Source organism: Mesorhizobium sp. M0408 (assembly GCF_040321495.1).
Taxonomy (GTDB): Bacteria; Pseudomonadota; Alphaproteobacteria; order Rhizobiales; family Rhizobiaceae; genus Mesorhizobium.
Window position 1 is genome coordinate 240,179 of sequence record NZ_JAMYRO010000003.1, and the last position, 18,300, is coordinate 258,478.

General features: G+C 63.0%; 18 protein-coding genes. 11 read left to right on the forward strand and 7 right to left on the reverse strand.

The window, feature by feature from the left end:
• Positions 1 to 38 precede the first annotated feature (38 nt).
• The gene (locus tag NKI67_RS05210) at positions 39 to 575 is read right to left on the reverse strand and encodes a TetR/AcrR family transcriptional regulator (protein ID WP_352569487.1); all 537 of its coding nucleotides are present in this window, start codon (positions 573 to 575) and stop codon (positions 39 to 41) included.
• Between the two features lie 150 nt (positions 576 to 725).
• Here NKI67_RS05210 and NKI67_RS05215 point away from each other — a divergent pair, with 150 nt between their 5' ends.
• Both NKI67_RS05215 and NKI67_RS05220 read left to right on the forward strand, forming a co-directional pair.
• A complete protein-coding gene (locus tag NKI67_RS05215; protein WP_502909320.1) occupies positions 726 to 2,003 on the forward strand; it encodes an efflux RND transporter periplasmic adaptor subunit in 1,278 nt (425 codons plus the stop codon).
• Positions 2,000 to 5,086 carry an efflux RND transporter permease subunit gene (locus NKI67_RS05220; RefSeq protein WP_352644616.1) on the forward strand — a complete coding sequence of 1,029 codons (3,087 nt, stop codon included), beginning with the start codon at positions 2,000 to 2,002 and terminating at the stop codon, positions 5,084 to 5,086. The genes NKI67_RS05215 and NKI67_RS05220 overlap by 4 nt, the downstream gene beginning before the upstream one ends.
• 72 nt (positions 5,087 to 5,158) lie before the next feature.
• Here the strand turns inward: NKI67_RS05220 and NKI67_RS05225 are convergent, their stop codons facing one another.
• Positions 5,159 to 5,623, reverse strand: a complete 465-nt coding sequence (locus tag NKI67_RS05225) for a L,D-transpeptidase (RefSeq protein WP_352458095.1) — start codon at positions 5,621 to 5,623, stop codon at positions 5,159 to 5,161.
• 600 nt (positions 5,624 to 6,223) lie between these two features.
• Between NKI67_RS05225 and NKI67_RS05230 the strand changes: the two genes are divergently transcribed.
• Positions 6,224 to 6,391, forward strand: coding sequence for a hypothetical protein (locus NKI67_RS05230; protein ID WP_023678150.1), 168 nt, complete (start codon positions 6,224 to 6,226; stop codon positions 6,389 to 6,391).
• Between the two features lie 73 nt (positions 6,392 to 6,464).
• On the opposite strand, the gene NKI67_RS05235 is transcribed toward NKI67_RS05230, so the two are convergent.
• Positions 6,465 to 7,151 carry a response regulator transcription factor gene (locus tag NKI67_RS05235; protein ID WP_023678149.1) on the reverse strand — a complete coding sequence of 229 codons (687 nt, stop codon included), beginning with the start codon at positions 7,149 to 7,151 and terminating at the stop codon, positions 6,465 to 6,467.
• A gap of 46 nt (positions 7,152 to 7,197) precedes the next feature.
• On the opposite strand from NKI67_RS05235, the gene NKI67_RS05240 reads away from it, so the two are divergent.
• Both NKI67_RS05240 and NKI67_RS05245 read left to right on the forward strand, forming a co-directional pair.
• The gene (locus tag NKI67_RS05240) at positions 7,198 to 7,977 is read left to right on the forward strand and encodes a response regulator (RefSeq protein ID WP_198023578.1); all 780 of its coding nucleotides are present in this window, start codon (positions 7,198 to 7,200) and stop codon (positions 7,975 to 7,977) included.
• A 46-nt stretch (positions 7,978 to 8,023) separates the two neighbouring features.
• Entirely contained in the window at positions 8,024 to 10,111 is a 2,088-nt protein-coding gene (locus NKI67_RS05245) for a PAS domain S-box protein (RefSeq protein WP_352644619.1), read from the forward strand.
• A 90-nt stretch (positions 10,112 to 10,201) separates the two neighbouring features.
• Here NKI67_RS05245 and NKI67_RS05250 read toward each other — a convergent pair whose 3' ends face one another.
• Positions 10,202 to 10,606 carry a hypothetical protein gene (locus NKI67_RS05250; protein WP_352644621.1) on the reverse strand — a complete coding sequence of 135 codons (405 nt, stop codon included), beginning with the start codon at positions 10,604 to 10,606 and terminating at the stop codon, positions 10,202 to 10,204.
• Between the two features lie 420 nt (positions 10,607 to 11,026).
• On the opposite strand from NKI67_RS05250, the gene NKI67_RS05255 reads away from it, so the two are divergent.
• Positions 11,027 to 12,229 carry an aromatic ring-hydroxylating oxygenase subunit alpha gene (locus NKI67_RS05255; protein ID WP_352644623.1) on the forward strand — a complete coding sequence of 401 codons (1,203 nt, stop codon included), beginning with the start codon at positions 11,027 to 11,029 and terminating at the stop codon, positions 12,227 to 12,229.
• Between the two features lie 11 nt (positions 12,230 to 12,240).
• Here NKI67_RS05255 and NKI67_RS05260 read toward each other — a convergent pair whose 3' ends face one another.
• The 3 genes from NKI67_RS05260 to NKI67_RS05270 all read right to left on the reverse strand — a co-directional run bounded on the left by NKI67_RS05260 (position 12,241) and on the right by NKI67_RS05270 (position 14,215).
• Positions 12,241 to 13,008 carry a DUF429 domain-containing protein gene (locus NKI67_RS05260; protein WP_352574925.1) on the reverse strand — a complete coding sequence of 256 codons (768 nt, stop codon included), beginning with the start codon at positions 13,006 to 13,008 and terminating at the stop codon, positions 12,241 to 12,243.
• Positions 13,009 to 13,070: 62 nt separating this feature from the next.
• On the reverse strand, positions 13,071 to 13,955 hold the full coding sequence (gene pdxY, locus NKI67_RS05265) for a pyridoxal kinase PdxY (protein WP_352644625.1): 885 nt from the start codon (positions 13,953 to 13,955) through the stop codon (positions 13,071 to 13,073).
• Positions 13,956 to 13,963: 8 nt separating this feature from the next.
• Positions 13,964 to 14,215, reverse strand: coding sequence for a hypothetical protein (locus NKI67_RS05270; protein ID WP_023678142.1), 252 nt, complete (start codon positions 14,213 to 14,215; stop codon positions 13,964 to 13,966).
• Between the two features lie 161 nt (positions 14,216 to 14,376).
• Here NKI67_RS05270 and NKI67_RS05275 point away from each other — a divergent pair, with 161 nt between their 5' ends.
• The 5 genes from NKI67_RS05275 to NKI67_RS05295 all read left to right on the forward strand — a co-directional run bounded on the left by NKI67_RS05275 (position 14,377) and on the right by NKI67_RS05295 (position 18,205).
• Complete coding sequence (locus NKI67_RS05275; protein ID WP_023678141.1) at positions 14,377 to 15,021, forward strand: LemA family protein; 645 nt, start codon at positions 14,377 to 14,379, stop codon at positions 15,019 to 15,021.
• A gap of 167 nt (positions 15,022 to 15,188) precedes the next feature.
• Positions 15,189 to 16,037: a TPM domain-containing protein gene (locus NKI67_RS05280; RefSeq protein ID WP_352644626.1), complete on the forward strand. Its 849-nt coding sequence runs from the start codon at positions 15,189 to 15,191 to the stop codon at positions 16,035 to 16,037.
• Between the two features lie 52 nt (positions 16,038 to 16,089).
• Positions 16,090 to 16,932, forward strand: coding sequence for a TPM domain-containing protein (locus NKI67_RS05285; protein ID WP_352644684.1), 843 nt, complete (start codon positions 16,090 to 16,092; stop codon positions 16,930 to 16,932).
• A 10-nt stretch (positions 16,933 to 16,942) separates the two neighbouring features.
• Positions 16,943 to 17,581 (forward strand): TPM domain-containing protein, encoded by a 639-nt coding sequence (locus tag NKI67_RS05290; RefSeq protein WP_352644629.1) that lies wholly within the window; start codon positions 16,943 to 16,945, stop codon positions 17,579 to 17,581.
• Between the two features lie 117 nt (positions 17,582 to 17,698).
• The gene (locus NKI67_RS05295) at positions 17,699 to 18,205 is read left to right on the forward strand and encodes a GNAT family N-acetyltransferase (RefSeq protein ID WP_023678138.1); all 507 of its coding nucleotides are present in this window, start codon (positions 17,699 to 17,701) and stop codon (positions 18,203 to 18,205) included.
• Positions 18,206 to 18,300 lie beyond the last annotated feature (95 nt).

The following is an 18,300-nucleotide window of genomic DNA, read 5'->3' on the forward strand; positions in this document are numbered from 1 at the left end:
CGACCGAGGCAATTGAACCCGGCCGGCGCATTCCTAGACTATTCCGCGATCTCCAGCAGGGTCGATATCAGCAGCCGGCGCTCTTCGGCGGAGAGAATGTCCGAATCGAACAGGTTCATGCTGCGAAGCCCTTCGATGGCGAGATAGCAGACCAGCAGCGCCTTGAGGTTCGGCGTTTCCTGCTTCAGCCGCTCGAACAGCTGCCGCCTGAACGATTTTATCGGCGTCAGGAAATCGGGATCCTCGGCAATCGCCGAAAAAATCCAGGACGCCGACGGTTTCGATTCCTCGGCATGCTCGGCCGACAGCTTGATATAAGTTGCAAGCGGGCTTTCGCCGTTGATGCCGGCCGTGCGGGCGGACTGCAGCGCCTGCTCGAAGGCGCGCAGATAATCCTCCACCAGCGCCTGCATCAATTTCGCCTTGGTCGGGAAATTGTAGAGAAGACCACCCTTCGACACGCCAGCACGGCTGGCGACCGCATCCAGCGACAGGCTGCCAGGACCCGTCTCGCGCGCCACGGCGGCGGCGGCGGCGAGAATCTTCTCGCGCGAATTTGCTCTGCGGGCCTTCATCAAGCGTTCCCCCTTTCATTAGCTTAGGCGGAATTGACAAGACCGTCCAGACGGTACAGTAAGATCGCCGTCATTTGAAATTGGGACCAGGCACAGGTATGTGTTCCGGTCATCCGACCGTTATGCTGGGCCGTGGCCGAGGGACTGTTCGTGATCAAGCGCTTCATCATCGCCTTCATTCTGCTCGTGCTGGTGTGCGGCGGCATCGTTGGCTTCAACCTGTTTCGCGACAATGCGATCAAACAGTTCTTCGCCACCATGAAGCCGCCGGCCGCGACCGTGTCGACGGTCATCGTCAAACCGATGTCATGGACGCCCGGCATCGAGGCGATCGGCACTGTCAGTGCCGTACGCGGCGTCGACCTCACCGTCGAAACTGCTGGCATCGTCAAGGACATCCTGTTCCATGCCAATCAAAAGGTCGCCGCCAACGCCGTGCTGCTGCAGCTCGACGATGAAGTCGAGCGAGCCGACCTCGTGGCATCGAAAGCGCAAGCCACATCCGACCAGACGACGCTGATGCGCGCTCTTGAGCTGCAGAAGCGCGGGGTCGGCACCGATGCTACGCTCGACACGGCGCAGGCAGCAGCATCGGTCTCCGCCGCGCAGGTAAACAAGCTGCAAGCGGTGCTCGACCAAAAGCAGTTGACGGCCCCCTTCAAGGGTACCGTCGGTATTCCGAAAATCGACCTTGGCCAGTATCTCACACCCGGCACCGCTGTGGTGACCTTGCAGGACATGGATACGATGCGTGTCGATTTCACCGTGCCGGAGCAGCAGCTTCCGCAGCTGAAGATCGGACAGACGGTGCGGTTGGGCGTCGGCGGCGGCGACATGCCGTTCACCGGCAGCATCCGCGGCATCGATCCGAAGATCGACCCGACCAGCCGGCTGGTGACGGTAAGGGCGGAGGTCGGCAATCCCGAAGGCAAGCTGACGCCCGGCCAGTTCGTTCAGGTGCGCGTCGAACTGCCCGAGGAGAACGACGTGCTGGCGCTGCCGCAGACGGCGCTGACTTCCAGCCTGTACGGCGACTTCGTCTTCGTAGTGCGCCCGGCCAAATCCGCCGAAGCCAACGGCGCGGCGCCCGAGGCAAAGCCGGAAGAAAAGCCGGCTGCAGATGCTGCCAAGCCCGCAGCCGAGGCACCCGCGGCAAAACCCGACGAAAAGGCGGCCGCTACCCCAGCCAAACCGGCAGCGGAAGGCAAGCCGGCAGCGGAAGAACAGAAGCCGCAGCTCGTGCTAGCCCAGGTGTTCGTCAAGCCAGGCCGCCGCAACGCCGGCCTCGTTGAGATCCTGGAGGGCATCGCGCCCGGCGACGAAGTCGTTACCGCCGGCCAGAACCGGCTCTCCAACGGCATGTCCGTTGCCGTCGACAACACGATCGATCCGAGCAAGCCGGGCAACCAGCAGGCAGCCCAGCAATGAGCTTTTCCGACCTCTTCATCCGCCGCCCGGTCCTTTCGACCGTGCTTGCTTGCATGATCCTGCTTCTGGGTTTCCAAGGCATTTTCAACCTTTCGATCCGGCAGTATCCTGAGGTTGAAGAAACGGCCATCACCATCACCACGGCCTATCCCGGCGCCAGCGCCGACCTGATCCAGGGGTTCATTTCCGCGCCGATCGCGCGTGCTGTCGCGTCGACCGAAAACATCGATTATGTGACGTCGGCGAGCCGGCCGTCATCCAGCACCGTGACGGTGCAGATGAAACTCGGCTCCGACCCCGACGTCGCGCTGAACGAAGTCTTGTCGAAGGTGCAGAGCGTTCGCGGCGATCTGCCGGACGAAACCAAAGACCCGGTGATCGTCAAGGGCACCGGCCAGCAGTTCGCGATGATGTACATCTCGATGCAGAACCCGAACATGACGCCGGAACAGCTCACCGAATATATCGAGCGCGTCGTGCGGCCGCGTATCTCGACGGTCGAAGGCGTCGCCGACGTGCAGATCTTCGGCGCAGCCGAATATTCGATGCGGGTCTGGATCGACCCGATCAAACTGGCGGCGCGCGGCGTGACGGCGGCGGAAGTGCTGGCCGCCATCAACGAATCGAATTTCCTTTCCGCGCCCGGCGACACCGAAAACGAATATGTGGTTTCTTCGATCACCGTTCGCTCGACGCTGCAGACGCCGGAGGCTTTCGCCGCCCTTCCACTCCGGTCGAAGGACGGCAATGTGGTGAGACTGCGCGACGTGGCCCGCGTCGAACTCGCCGCGGCGAACACCGACACCAGGGTCAGCTTCAACGGCAAGCCCGGCATCTTTCTCGCTATCTTTCCGACGCCGGCCGCCAATCCGCTGACCACCGCGGCGGCAATCCACAAGATTGTGCCGACCATCCAGGAGACGCTGCCGCTCGGCATGACGATGGAGATCGTCTACGACTCAACCGAGCAGATCAGCGCGTCGATCGAGGAGGTGTTCAAGACCATCGGCGAGGCGGTCGCCATCGTCATCGTCGTCATCCTGCTCTTCCTCGGCTCGTTCCGCTCGGTGCTGATGCCGATCGTGACCATTCCGCTGTCGCTGATCGGCGTCTGTTTCCTGCTGTTTTCGGTGGGCTATTCGATCAATCTTTTGTCGTTGCTGGCCATGGTGCTGGCGATCGGACTTGTCGTCGACGATGCCATCGTGGTGGTGGAAAACATCCACCGCCACATGGAGGAAGACGGCTTGTCGCCGATGCAGGCAGCCTTCAACGGCATGCGGGAGATCTCGTCCGCCGTCGTCGCCATGACGATAACATTGGCCGCCGTGTTCGCGCCGCTGGCCTTCACCGGCGGCCTGACAGGCGCACTGTTTCGCGAATTCGCGGTGACGCTTGCCGGCTCGGTGGTGCTTTCGGGTGTCGTCGCCCTCACCATCACACCGATGATGTCGGCACGTATCCTGAGGTCCGGCTCGCACAGCCGCTTTCAGCGCATTGTCGACAATACGTTCGGGCGGGTCGAACACATCTATGAGCGGCTCGTCACCGGTTCGTTGAACTATCGCCCGGTGACGCTGATGATCGTCCTCGCGCTGGTCGCCACGACCGGTTTCATGTTCACCAAGACCTCGAGCGAACTGGCGCCGGAAGAGGACCAGGGTTTCCTGCTTTCGCTGGTGACCGCGCCGCGGTACGCGACGTCGGACTATACCGAAACCTACGTCAATCAGATACTCGGCCTGGTCAAGGATCTGCCCGAGACGCGGGCACAGTTCTCGGCGGTCGCTTTCGGTGGTGGCCAGACAAACAGCGCTTTCGTCGGCTTTGCGTTCAAGGACTGGGCTGACCGCACGCGCAACTCGAAGGAAATCCAGCAAGACATTACGGGCCGCCTAAGCAAGGTGGCGGGCGTCGAAGCTTTCGTCTTCGCGCCGCCGACGCTGCCCGGCTCCGGCGGCGGCCTGCCGATAACGATGGTCGTGCGCTCGACCGGCGACGCCTCGCAGGTGTACGAGGCGGCCGAAGACATCAAGAACAAGGCGCAGGCCTCCGGCCGCTTCATCGTCGTGCAGAATTCGATGACCTTCGACGCGCCGCAAGTGACAGTGACGATTGACCGCGACCGCGCCGCCGGGCTCAACCTGCCGATAGCCGACATCGGCCGGACGCTGACGCTCCTGGTCGGTGGCGCCGAAGTGGCGCAATTCGACCGCGAATCCAATAGCTACGACATCATTCCGCAGGTGCCGCAGCAATTCCGCGACAATCCCGAAAAACTGGGCGAGTATTTCGTGCGCAGCGTATCGGGCGAGATGGTGCCGCTCTCGGCGGTGGTGAAGATCTCGACCAACGCGTCGCCGGCCGCCATCGAGCAGTTCAACCAGCTCAACTCGGCGACGATCTCTGCCTTGCCGCGGCCCGGCATCACCACCGGGGATGGGCTACAGGCGATCGAGGACATTGCCAAGCAAAGCCTGCCCGACACCTTCTTCATCGACTATACCGGTCAATCGCGGCAGGAGAAGGAACAGGGCTACACGATCATCATCGCGTTTGCGGCGGCGGTGCTCGTCATCTATCTGGTGCTGGCGGCGCAATTTGAAAGTTTCCGCGATCCGCTGATCATCATGATGGCGGTGCCGCTGTCGATCTTCGGCGCGATCGTGCCGCTTAATATTGGGCTCGGCACACTCAACATCTACACGCAGGTTGGCTTGATCACGCTGATCGGCCTCATCACCAAGCACGGCATCCTCCTGGTCGAGTTCGCCAACCAGCAGCGTGAAATGCACGGCATGCGGCGCCGCGATGCGATCATCGCGTCGGCGAGGGTGCGGCTGCGGCCGATCCTGATGACGACGGCGGCGATGGCGCTCGGCGTGGTGCCGCTGATCATCTCCAGCGGCGCGGGTGCCGCGGCACGCTATTCGATGGGCCTGGTGATCTTCACCGGCATCCTGGTCGGAACCATGTTCACGCTGTTCGTTGTGCCGATGTTCTACACCTTTATCGCCAGCAAGGACCTGCCGCATCACGCCGAAAAGCCGGATCCGAACCTGATGCCGGTGATGCCGGATTAGACTGCACTGATACTGCACTAATAAAGAGGGCCGGATTTCCGGCCTTTTTGTAAGTGATGAGAGCAGCATCGCTCACTTGACGATGACGATGCTGGTGTTGGCCGGGCCGAAGACCTCGACGAGCTGGTAGAAATCGGCGGCGTTGTCCGGATGCAGGCGCACGCAGCCATGCGAGGCTGGCTGGCCGAGGCGCTTGATGGCGCTTGTCGCATGTACGGCGTAGCCGCCGCTGAAGAACACCGAATGCGGCATCGGGGCGTTGTCGTATTTCTTCGAATACCACATTTCATGCATGCGGGTCGGCTTGAACGAACCGGTCGGCGTGACGTGCGTCCTGTCGCCGGTCGAGACCTTCCAGGCGAATGTCGGCCGGCCGTCGACCAGGATTTCCATGGTCTGCTGCGATAGCGACACACGCGCGACGATCTTGTTGGCGGCGGCGTGGGCTGCGCCGTTGCCGGCACTGACAAGCAAGGCAGTACCGGTGATCACGGCGGCAGCGATGTTGATGAGCTTGGCGGAAATGGCAGTGTACATGATGTCTCCCCTATTCTGCCGGTCGGGGCCGGCTCAATTCGATGACCGGCTTATCGGGGCGTCATGTTTCCAGCCGATTTCGCTACATGCTCGTTTGTGTTTCGATTCTGTTTCCCCTGGTTAACAGAAAAGGTCCGTGCAAAGCAGCTTGCAGTTGCACGACGTCGTCATGACGGTGGCGTGTTTGCCTAGGCGGATCGGCCAAACCGCGGCGCGAATACGCGATTGCCTTTCGTTTGATAGGAATTCACCTGACTCCGAAACCGAGCTGCAACAAAGCGCAGCCTCGGCGGCATGATCCGGATACAGCGAACAGGCAAAGTTGACCTAACGAAAACAGCGGTCAACGAACGATCGGAAGCCAACACTGTTTTCGCTACGGTCTGGATTGGTCTGGACAGTTTCCAGCCTGCGCGTCGACCGGCTCAAGCCCCTCTGGCGGGGGCGGCTTAGGGCCGTTGAGGATGCGCGGCGCCTCCGGCAACTTGCAGCCGAGAGGACCGAAGGCCCGCGCCGCAACGGGGGGCTCCGCTGGGGGCGCGGGCGCTTCGGGGGTTCCCCTGAAGTGCCCGTAAATTCCAATTTTGAGGAACGAACAGGATGAAAACGAAATTCGCCGCTTCCATGCTTTCCGCGCTGCTTTACGTGCAGGGGCTGCTCGGCATTGCCGGCCTCGCCACCGTCCTGCTGAAGGAACGTGCCCATGCCGGCGAGGTCAGCACGAACAGTGACATGCTGTCCGGCCCGTCGCTTCTCGTGGTGCGCTGAAGAGCATCGGACCCCAAAGTGGAACGGTTTTGGGAAAATCGATGCTCAAGACAAAAGGGTGGCCGTCCTGCCTTCAATCGGTGAATTGCGTGGGCGGATCGAACCGGTAGCCCGCACCCCGTATGGTGGTGATGGTTTCGGTATCGAGCTTGCGACGCAGCCGCACGATGCGCGAATCGATCGACCGATCGAAGGCTTCGGCATTTTCGGCGGGCGCGGCGGCGATGATGTCGTCCCGCGTCAGCACCTTGCGCGGGCTGGCCAGGAACAGCCTGAGCAGCGCCACCTGCCCGGGGGACAGCTGTTCTTCCGTGCCCGAGCGGTGCATGACGATGGCCGATCGGAGATCGACGGTCGCGTTCTCCAGCACGATCAGTTCCCCGGCGCTCCTGCCGCGCCGAGCCAGAAGGCCGCCTACGCGAGCGGCAAGCTCCCTGACATTGAGCGGGCTTTCGACGACGTCGGCGGCGCCGAGTTCGAGCGCCAGAACCTTGTCGACCAGATCGGCCGGGCGGCAGATCAGGATGAAATCCGGTCCACCTTCGCCGCCATGTCGCCTGAGCAGGTCGCGCCCCTCTGCCTGGCTGACGCTGTCGCCGACAACCACGACATCGATACCCTTTTCCGAAAGCAGCGATTCGGCCTCCCACGGCTGTCGCGCCGCGCGGACGTCATGACCGCGCCGCTCGAGATGATCGGCGAGATCGGTCGCAATTACTTCAGCGACGGAAACAAGCGCGATAACGGATCGTGCAGCCATGTTTTTCTACCCCGCATACGGCAACCCAAGAAGAGTGCTGGACATCATGTTTATACCCAATCTACTTTCCGCTGAAAGCGGGAGCGAAAGCATCGTGCGGGCACGAATTGTCATTGTCGAGGACGAGCCCGACCTGAGGGATGCGGTCGCCGAGTATCTGGGCGCCAGCGGCTATGATGTGGCCACGGCCGAAAGTGCGGCGGCGGCGCGCGACCTTTTGGAAACCCAGTCCTTCCATCTGGCCATTCTCGACATCGCCATGCCGGGCGAGGACGGCCTGTCGCTCGGCCGCTGGATGCGGTCGAAAATGCCGATCGGCATCATCTATGCGACGGCGGCCGGTACCGCGCTGGACCGCATCGTCGGACTGGAGCTCGGCGCTGACGACTACATCGTCAAGCCTTACGAATTGCGCGAAGTGCTGGCCAGGGTGCGCAGCGTGCTGCGCCGCGTTCCGGAACCGACCGAGCCACAAAAGGCCAAGGCTGAAACATCCGGCGGCCGCCGGTCCGTGAGCTTCGGACCCTTTCACGCCGATCTCGACGGCAGGCTCGTCACCGGCGCCAACGGCGCGGTCATCGACATGGCCAAGAGCGAGTTCGACGTGCTGGAGGTGTTCCTGACGCGCGCCAACCGGCTGTTGACGCGGGCGGCGATCTCCGAGGCGATCGGTTTCGTCGAGGACCCGGAGTCGTCCCGCGCCGTCGACATCCGCATCATGCGGCTGAGAAAGAAGATCGAGGCGGATCCGGCCAATCCGAAATTCCTGCGCACGGTGCGCGGCGAAGGCTATATCTTCTCGCTGCCAGTCGGGGAAAACAACTAAGGCCCGGCGGCTTGAGCAAGCCACGGCCAGGAAATGACGGCTGACCATGACGGCTGAAACAACACGCGCGGACATGCAGGGCGCCAGGCAGGGCGCGTCGATGGCGGCCGTGCATGTGGTTCGCCGGCTGCGCGAAGCCGGCGACTGGCAACGCGAAATGGAGGGTATTCTCCAGACGCTTTGCGAAGCCATGGATTGTCACCGCGGCATCCTGTTTCGCCTGCGCGAACTGCCCGGCCAGGGCTTCGCCCAGTCGGTCGCCGCTTATTGGATCGCTCCCCGGTTTGGCGGCGAACTGGCGTCACCGACCGTCATCATGCAGTCGGTCGTCGATTCGGACCCATTGCTGGAACGGCTGGCGGAGGACGAGCGTCAAGGCAAGATCTTCGCCGGGCACACACGCGATCTCGAAGGCTTTCTGCGGACCGATTTCGAAAAGCAGAACATCAAGTCATTCCTGTCGGTGTCGGTCTTTTCGCACGGCAATTTGTGGGGCACGCTGGCGGTCAACGACTGCATCCACGAACGCGAATGGACCGACCAGGAAGAGGCGGCGCTGCACATGGTGGCACTCGCCATCGGCGATGCCATCGAACGGTCGCCCTCCGACGCGCATGCCAGCGACGTCATTCGCCGCACCATGCTGCAGGCCTCTCTCGACGCCATCATCGTCATCGACGAGACCGGCTCGATTATCGAATTCAATCCGGCCGCCGAGAAGATGTTCGGCTATCGGCGCAGCGATATCCTCGGCAAGGACCTGCTCGATACGGTCGTGCCGGAATATTACCGCAAGGGCTATGCGTCGGGTGCCGAATACATGTCGGGCCGCGGCGCGCCGATGGTCGGCCAACGGCTTGAAACGGTCACCCAGAATGCCGCCGGCGAGGTTTTTCCGATCGAGCTGACGGCAACCGAGATGCGGGTCGCCGATCGCCAGCTGATCTTCGGCTCCATCCGCGACCTGCGCGACAAGTTGCGGGCCGAGGAGGAAATCAACCGCCAGCGCGAAAAACTGCACCAGAACGAGAAGATGGCGGCAATGGGCTCGCTGCTTGCCGGCGTTTCGCACGAGCTCAACAATCCGCTGGCCGTGGTTGTCGCCCAGTCGACGCTGCTGCACGAATTCGCCGCCGATCCCCAGACCAAGGTGCGCGCCGAAAAGGTGCGCGCCGCTGCCGAGCGCTGCGGCCGTATCGTCAAGAGCTTCCTGTCGATGGTCCGCCTGCACCCGGCCGCACAAGCCGAAACCGACCTCAACCAGGTGATCCGCGCCGCACTCGAAGTGACCGCCTATGGTGCACGGTCGAGCGGCATCATCATCGACACCGATTTCGCCGGCGGCCCGTTGCTGGCCATGGCCGATGCCGACCACGTGACGCAGGTGGCCGCCAACTTCCTCATCAACAGCCAGCACGCCTTGGCCGGCGTTGCCGGCGACCGCAGGATCAAGGTCCGGACGTTTCGCAGCGACCGCGGCAATCCCGGATTCTCGGTCGAGGACAACGGGCCAGGCGTGCCGGAAGCGATACGCTCACGCATATTCGAATCCTATTTCACCACCAAGCCGGTCGGTGTCGGTACCGGCATCGGCCTGTCGATCTCGAAATCGATCATCGAGCGGCACAATGGCAATATCTGGTTCGAGGAGGTTTCGCCGAGAGGTGTGCGTTTTGTCGTGCAGCTGCCGGCGATCGCTGCCGGCGCGGCCGCCGCCGGCGAAGCTCCGTCGCGGTCGAGCGGCTTGCGTCACGCGCTGATCATAGACGATGAGCCGGATGTCGCCGCGTCGCTGTCCGATATTCTGGAGCTGATGGGCATCAAGTCGCGGGTCGTGCCGGCCTGGGTCTCGGCCGCCGCGACGCTGAGCGGCCATGTGCCGCCGGACATCGTGTTTTCCGATTTGCGCATGCCCGGCACCAGCGGCATAGCCGCCTATCGCGAGCTACTCGCCGAAATGCCGGGTCTGGCGCGGCGCTTCGTGCTTGTCACCGGCGATCTGATCGGCGCGAAAGGCGAGATCGAAGCGCTGCCGGCGCAGCAGCGACCGCCGATCCTCGAAAAACCGTTCAGCACGCTGGATGTGCGCGGCGTGCTCTCGGCCATTGCCGAGCAGGCCGCTCTGGGCGGCTAGACTCCGCGATCTCGCCCCGGAAGAAAAAGGCTCCCGGCCGACATTGCGGCGGGAGCCTGACTGGAGTGCTGGAGGGCGCTCGCAAAAAAATCAAAAAACGTTCGGCATATCAGCCAGCGGGGCGGCATTGGCGATCATGCGGACCGGTCGTGCCTTGCCCGACTGGGCAGCGATGACGCGCAGGCAATCCAGGCTCTCGGCGCCCCAGGCCTGCCCCTTGCAGGCAAAATCGATCTCCGGCATCGGCAGGCGCGCCGTCTTGGTGGTGGTTGTCGCGCCGTCGATGAGGTTGGCCGGCGGGTTCAGTGAGGCGAAGGCCGGACCGACGGTCGGCGTCAACGCCATGCCGGCAAATGCGGCAGCCGCCAGCAGCATGAACATCGCCATCGGATGATCACTGGCGCGCTGGCGCAGCGCCAGCTTCGGGCGCCGGTCGTTACGCTGGGGACCCTGCTGGCGAAGGTCGGTATCGGTGATCTGGATTTTCGTACGCATCGTCGTTTCCTTCGGTCTTCTTCTTTTCCCTGTTGAAACGAACTTAATCGCACCTTGTAACCGGCCAACGATGATGGATTAACGATTGTGTAACCGGCATGAAACCAAGCCCGCGGCCATTCCTGGGCAAACCGATCCGGCGTAGCTGGCAGCACCGGTGGCATTCTGTGCTCGTTTTCCGCTACCCACGGCACCAGATCCACGTCGCTTTTCCAGGCCCACAGAGCGTCGAGCGCTCAACAAGTGTAAGGGGATTAACGTCTGGAATTCCCGGGATTTTCCCGGCTTCGATCGTTCGGACTGGGCTCTCGAATCCCGCTTGATTTCCCGTCAAGAATTCTCTCCATTTTCCCAAACCATTGCATTTCAACGGAAAATATGCTTTTATTGAACGAGCATTCAATAAATAAAGAGCCTTTTATGAACCCGCATCTGCGTGACGTGGCAATCCCCAACGATTGGGATCGGCGGGGGCTGCCTGGCTGGAGCTATCATTCCGACGCCTTGCTCGAACTCGAGAAAGAGCACGTCTTCCGCAACCATTGGCAGATCGCCGGCCATGTCTGCGACGTGCCGAACGCCGGCGACTATCTGACGATGGATGTGGTCGGCGAGCGGGCGCTGATCGTGCGCGGCAAGGATGGCGTTGTGCGCGCCTTCAACAATATGTGCCGCCACCGCGGCAGTCGCGTCGTTGCCGACAGCCAGGGCACTTGCAAGAATGCGCTGGTCTGCCCCTTTCATGGCTGGGTCTACAATCTCGACGGCACGCTGCGCGGTGCTGCCCGCCCCCGTTCCTTCCCCGACCTCGACAAGACCGAATTCGGCCTGATGCCGCTCGAGCTCGAAATCTGGATGGGCTTCATCTTCATCCGTTTCCGCAAGGGTGGGCCGCAGCCATCGGTGGCCGAGCTGTTGAAGCCGATCGAAGCCGAGATTGCCCATTACGGCGTCGCCGAGATGGTGCCGTCCTGGGGCATCTGGACCCAAAAGACGCCGGTCAACTGGAAGTCGGTGCGCGATGTCGACAATGAAGGCTACCACGTCGCCATGGCGCATCCGGCGCTGCAGGACCTTTACGGTGCGACCTATTTCGACGAGCCGTTCGTCAACGGCGTGTCGCGCTCGTTCGCCACCTACAATCCGTATGCCGGACGGCGCTGGAGCGTCGCGCAATACATCAAGCTCGCACCCGAGGCGAAGCACCTGCCGGAACACCTGCGCAAGGCCTGGATCTACTACGGCATCTTCCCGAACAACGCGCTGTCGATCATGCCGGAATCGGTGCAGTTCTATCAGGAATTTCCGCTGTCGACGGGTGAGACGCTGCTGCGCGGCGCCATCTACCGCTATTGCGACGAGACCAGGGAGCAGGCGGCAGCCCGCTACCTATCCTACCGCATCGACCGCGACACGCTGGCCGAGGATGTACAGCTTTCGATATGGTCCAACGAATCCATGCTGTCCGAAGCCTTCGGAGGTTTTTACCTCTCCGATCTCGAATATGGCGTGCGCACCCACCACGACCATTTGCGCACGCAAGTTCCCGTGCTCGGATTGGAGACCGCGCCCGAGGAGAAGGATATGTGGGCACTCAACGAGGCGCTCAGATCACGCTCCTGACGCCCTGGTCCTCAGGCCCAAATGGCGACGGGAATGCCGAAACGATCGGCGAGCGGCGGATCCGGAAACGGCATTGCCTCGCCTTTGACGATGCGTCCGGCAACCAGCATCATCGCAGCGGCATCGAGGAAATCGTCGGCGGCCGCGCCGCGCGGCGGCGCGTGGTCGAGAAAATCCTGGCTATAACCATGCCGGGCAAGCAGCGCCTTGCGTTCGGCCATGCCGGCCGGATTGATGTTGCCCCTGATCTTCTTTGGCAGGCGCATCGCCCGGTCGCCGTTCAGTTTGCAGAAGGCAACTTCCGGATGCGATTCGAACACGCGGCTGCGTAGTTCGGGGCGCGCGATCAGCAGCGAATCGACCTCACGGATCTTGGCGAAGATGCCGAAGGCCTGGATCGAGACACCGCGCGGCGGATCTGAGGTCGTCTTGGCTACCTCACTTGCCTTGCGATGTGCGGCGTACCAGGCGTCGACCGTGGTGAAGGCTTCGATCTCCGCGTAGAGCGCGGCGCGGGAGGGGATGGCAAAGACACTGGACTGCCGGGCCCCAAGCAGCGGCCGCACCAGCGCCTCCGGGCCGCGACCGCCTCTTTGGGAGAAATCGGGCAGGCCGATTGGCATATCGACCGCTACCAACGAGTCGGCGGGCAGTCGGTCGAGCAACGCCGCGAAGCTTGGGAAAACGGCTGTCGACGGTGCCGCACCGGGATCGCGGCGGACGGCTATCCAGCCGGCCTTGCAACCGTCGACGCCGACAAGCACAACACCCCAGGGCATAACATCGTCGGGCGCAACATCCTTGGGCGCACCATCCTGGGGCACGGCGTCTTCGGCCTGCGTCACGCCCGGCGGTCCCGTTCCGGATGCAGGAGATGGCGAAGCTGCACCATCGCCATCGGGTGCGACAGGCTCTGGGCATCGGTCTCGAGCTGCAACTCGTCGCCGCCGCGCTTGGCGGTCCGCGCCAGGATCTCGTAGACCGCCGACGTGGTCGATTGCAGCGCCTTGGCGGCCGGCTGGCCGGACAGGATCCGCGCCAGGTAGACGGCCGCCGTCAGGTCGCCGAGCCCATTCGGCGGCTTGTCGATGAGCCGGTGTTCGGCAAGCAGCGCCTCCCTGCCTGTGAGCAGCAAATTGCCGGTGCCGCCGGCCATCATCGCCGGCGCCGAAGTGACCAACATGGCCGGTGGGCCGGCCTGCAGGGCTGCAGCCATTGCCGATTTCAGGTCTGGCAGCGGCGCTCCGGCCATCCATTCCAGCTCGTAGCGGTTGGGCGTGGCGATATCGGCGATCGGCATCAGCCGGTCGCGCATGGCGATTGAGGTCGGCTCAGGTACGTAGAGCCCGCCCGAATCGCCCATCACCGGATCGCAGATATAGAGGGCGTCCGGCGTCTTCGCCTTCACTGCGCCGACCAGCGAAGCGACGGCTTCGGCCTGGCCAGCCTCGCCGAGATAGCCGGACAGCACGGCGCCGACCTCGCCCAGCCACGGCGCGCGCTCGAGGTCGGCCATCAGCGCCTTGAACTGGTCCAGCGGCGGCACGATGCGGGTGGCCCGGCCATGGCCCGGATGCCAGGGCAGGATGACGGTCGGTACCGCCCAAACCGGAAAGCCGAGCGTCTCCAGCGCAAAGACAGCGGCACGGTTGCCGACCGAGCCACGGGCGACATGGCTGGAGACGACGATGACCGCGCGCGGCGCCTCGGTTTTTTCGGCACTCATTGATTTTCCTAACTGCCCCTGGTGACGAAAAGCACGAGCCAGATCAACAGGCCGATGGCAATAAGCAAGCCCGCTGCCCGACCGATGCGAGTGCCCCAATATTCGATCGGATCCGACCGGTCGGCATCGGCCGCGGTGACGTGGTCGCGCGCACCTTTAGTGGTTCGCGCGAGGAACGAGGTGCCGCCCGGGTCGGTCTCGCGCGCCACCCGTTCGATGATGCGGCGCGATTCCGCGTCGCTGTCGTGGCGTTTCGCCATGGTGATGTCCCGTTTTATGCCGAGCTTAACCCGTTCGCCTCGTCTGTCACAGGGCCCGACGGCGAATGGCAGAAACCAGTAACACTTCTCGGCCGAAGTCATTTTCTTACGCAAGGATTGTGCTAATGCTTCGCCTGCCAATGCTATCGAGGGGACTTATCATGCTTGCCCAGCGCCTTTCTTCGCCGCCAATCTTTCGTAATTTAGCTGCGTTCCTGGTCATGGCCGTCATGCTGCCGCTGCTTGCCGGCTGCGGCTACAACACCATTCCGACGGCTGAGGAAAACGCCAAGGCCGCATGGAGCGAGGTGTTGAATCAATACCAGCGCCGCGCCGATCTCATCCCCAATCTGGTCAACACGGTCAAGGGCTACGCCGCGCACGAGAAGGACACGCTCGATGCCGTGGTCGAAGCGCGCGCCAAGGCGACGCAGGTGACCGTGACGCCGGAAACGCTGAACAATCCGGAAGCCTTCAAGAAATTCCAGGACAGCCAGGCCGGCCTGACCAGCGCGCTGTCGCGCCTGCTGGCGGTGGTGGAGAACTATCCCGATCTCAAGGCCAACCAGAACTTTCTGGCGCTGCAAGCACAACTCGAAGGCACCGAGAACCGGATCACGGTCGCCCGCCGCGACTATATCCAGGCAGTGAGAGAGTACAATCTGACGCTGAGGACCTTCCCGTCGGTGATCTGGGCGACCTTTTGGTTCCGCGGCAACCAGCCGTTTGCGAATTTCACCATCGAGGAGGATAAGATGCAGCCGCCGAAGGTCGATTTCGGCACCAACACCACGCAAGGCGGGTGAAGAACAGCCGGTGAGCGTGGTCCCTATTGGCCTTGCACTCCGTAGCGCCCCCCTCTGCCCTACCGGGCATCTCCCCCTCAAGGGGGGAGATTGGCAGCTTTGGCCTCACCGCCCATCCTGCAACGTTGGAGATTGGCGAAAACAGCCGTGACAGCCGATCTCCCCCCTTGAGGGGGAGATGTCCGGCAGGACAGAGGGGGGCGCGACAGAACGCCTGCCTGGCCTTCCTGCTCGTCTTCCAAAGCCTTCTCCTCCTCCTCCTCCCTGTCATCGCCTTCGCCGCCGACCTGCCAACCCTCACCGGACGGGTCGTCGACAATGCCGGCATCATCGATGCCGCGACCGAGGCGGCGCTGACGCAGAAGCTTGCCGAGTTCGAGACCAAAGGGTCCGACCAGATCGTCGTCGCGACCATCCCCAGCCTCCACGGCGAGGAGATCGAGCCTTACGCCAACCGGCTGTTCCGCGCCTGGAAACTGGGCCAGGCGAAGGAGAACAACGGCGTCCTGCTTCTGGTGGCGCCGAACGACCGCAAGATGCGCATCGAAGTCGGCTATGGGCTGGAAGGCACGCTGACCGACCTGCACACCAAGCTGATCATCGAAAACGACATGGTGCCGGCCTTCCGTGCCGGCGATTTCTCCGGCGGCATCAGCAAGGCCGTCGACGACATGATCATGGTGCTGGAAGGCAATCCCGAAGAACTGGAGGCGCGCGGCGAACGCAACCAGCAGCCGCCGTTCAACAGCGACGATCTGTTCTTCACGATCTTCATAGCCATCTGGGCAATCATCTTTTTCGGCGGCCTCGCAGCCTCCATCCTGCCGCCGATCTTCGGCCAGAAGATCGGTCCCGGCCGCTATCGCTGGCTGGGCATGACCTTCGAGCCAAACCGGCGGTCGTCCGGCGGCTGGTCGGGAGGTTCCGGCGGGGGATGGTCGTCGGGTTCAAGCGGTGGCGGGTTTTCCGGCGGCGGCGGTTCGTCCGGCGGCGGCGGCTCCTCGGGAAGTTGGTGACGAGATGACAAGACACGCCATCAGCCCGGTGGAATCCGGCCGTTTCATCAAAATGATCGGCACCGCGCTGTTGGCCATGGCGGTGCTGCTGGTCGGCTTCGCGGCCTTCGCCGCCGCACTGCCGGCGCTGACCGGACGGATCGTCGACAATGCCGGCATCATCGATGCCGCGACCGAGGCGGCGCTGACGCAGAAGCTTGCCGAGTTCGAGACCAAAGGGTCCGACCAGATCGTCGTCGCGACCATCCCCAGCCTCGACGGCGAGGAGATCGAGCCTTACGCCAACCGGCTGTTCCGCGCCTGGAGACTCGGCCAGGCGAAGGAGAACAACGGCGTCCTGCTTCTGGTGGCGCCGAACGACCGCAAGATGCGCATCGAGGTCGGCTATGGGCTGGAAGGCACGCTGACCGACCTGCACACCAAGCTGATCATCGAAAACGACATGGTGCCGGCCTTCCGTGCCGGCGATTTCTCCGGCGGCATCAGCAAGGCCGTCGACGACATGATCATGGTGCTGGAAGGCAATCCCGAAGAACTGGAGGCGCGCGGCAAGCGCAATCCGGCGAATGACAATCCTGTCGATCCCATCTTCATGCTGTTCATTGTCCTGTGGGCGACGATGTTCTTCGGCGGCTTGGCAATGGCGTTCCTGCCGCCGATCTTCGGCACGAAGCTGTCGCCGGGCGTTTACAAGTGGCTGGGCATGACGTTCCGCTACGGCCGTGGGCCAGCTTCGTCATCCTCCGGTGGCGGTGGCTGGACGTCTGGGACCTCGTCTGGCAGTGGCTGGTCGTCTGGAAGTTCTGGCAGCGGTTGGTCGTCTGGAAGTTCGGGCGGCGGGTTTTCAGGCGGCGGCGGTTCGTCCGGCGGCGGCGGTTCTTCAGGAAGCTGGTGAGACATCAATCATGGCAACACGACCGATCAGCCCCGAGGATCATGAGCGCATCGCCGATGCGATCCGCGCTGCCGAATCAAAGACCGACGGCGAGATCTACTGCGTCGTGGCGCATGCCAGCGACGGCTATTTCTTTCCGGCCGCTTTCATGGCGATGCTCGGCATGCTCGTCGTCAGCCTCGCCGTCGGTTATGGGCTGGAAGCCTGGTGGCTGTCGATCCGCTTGCCGCATTTCGTCATCGCCGAGCTTCTGGCGGTTGCCAGTGTGCTCATCCTGTTGTGGGCATTGCCGGCATTGCGCATCCATTTGGTGCCGAGGCGGCTGCGCTACCAGGCCGCCCACGCCAATGCGATGAAGCAGTTCCTCGCCCGCAACGTCCACCGCACCACGGCGCGCACTGGCGTGCTGGTGTTCGTCTCGATTGCCGAGCGCTACGCCGAGGTGGTCGCCGACAGCGGGATCGATTCTCGTGTCGGCCAGCATGTCTGGGACGGTGTCGTCCGCGACCTTACGGCGCATGCCGGCGACGATCGGCTTGCCGAGGGGTTGGTCAAGGCGATCCAAGCAGTCGGTGCGGTACTGGCCGAACATTTTCCGGTCTCGACTGGCGACAGCAACGAACTGGACGACCATCTGGTCGAGATTTGATCTCGCCAAAAGCGGTTTCGCAGCGTCTCAAGGACGCACCGTCCGGCTGTGTGAAAGCATCGTGGCGGTTGACCGGACTCTTGCAATCGGGCGCGGCGGGTTTATGGTTAACTAATCATGAATACGCTGAGCATCGACATCAGGAAAGCCGAACCGCGCGATGCAGCCGCCATCGCCGACGTGCATCTCGAGGCCTGGCGCGGCGCCTATTCGGGCATCATCCCACACCGCACGCTGACATCGATGATCAACCGCCGCGGCGCCGACTGGTGGGCGAATGCCATTCGCCGCGCTGCCACCGTCCTGGTCGTCGAAATCGGCGGCAAAATTGCCGGCTATGCGACGATCGGCAAGAACCGTGCCCGCGAACTCAGGCAGCAGGGCGAGATCTACGAACTTTACCTGCGGCCGGAATATCAAGGCATCGGGCTCGGCAGCCGGCTGTTCTCGGCCGCGCGGGCACGGCTGGCCGACCATGGCCTGAAAGGCATGGTGGTCTGGGCGCTGGAAGACAATCAGAACGCACTTGCCTTCTATGCCGGCGCCGGTGGCCGCGATGTTGCCGAAGGCGTCGAGATATTCGAGCAGAAGGCGCTGAAGAAGGTCGCTTTCGTCTGGGAATGACGGCCAGCGCATGATCCGGCCGGTTTTCGGTTCGGACGATCTCCCCGTACCATTCGCCGCATTGCACCATTCGCCGTCGCCCGCTATCGATCTCC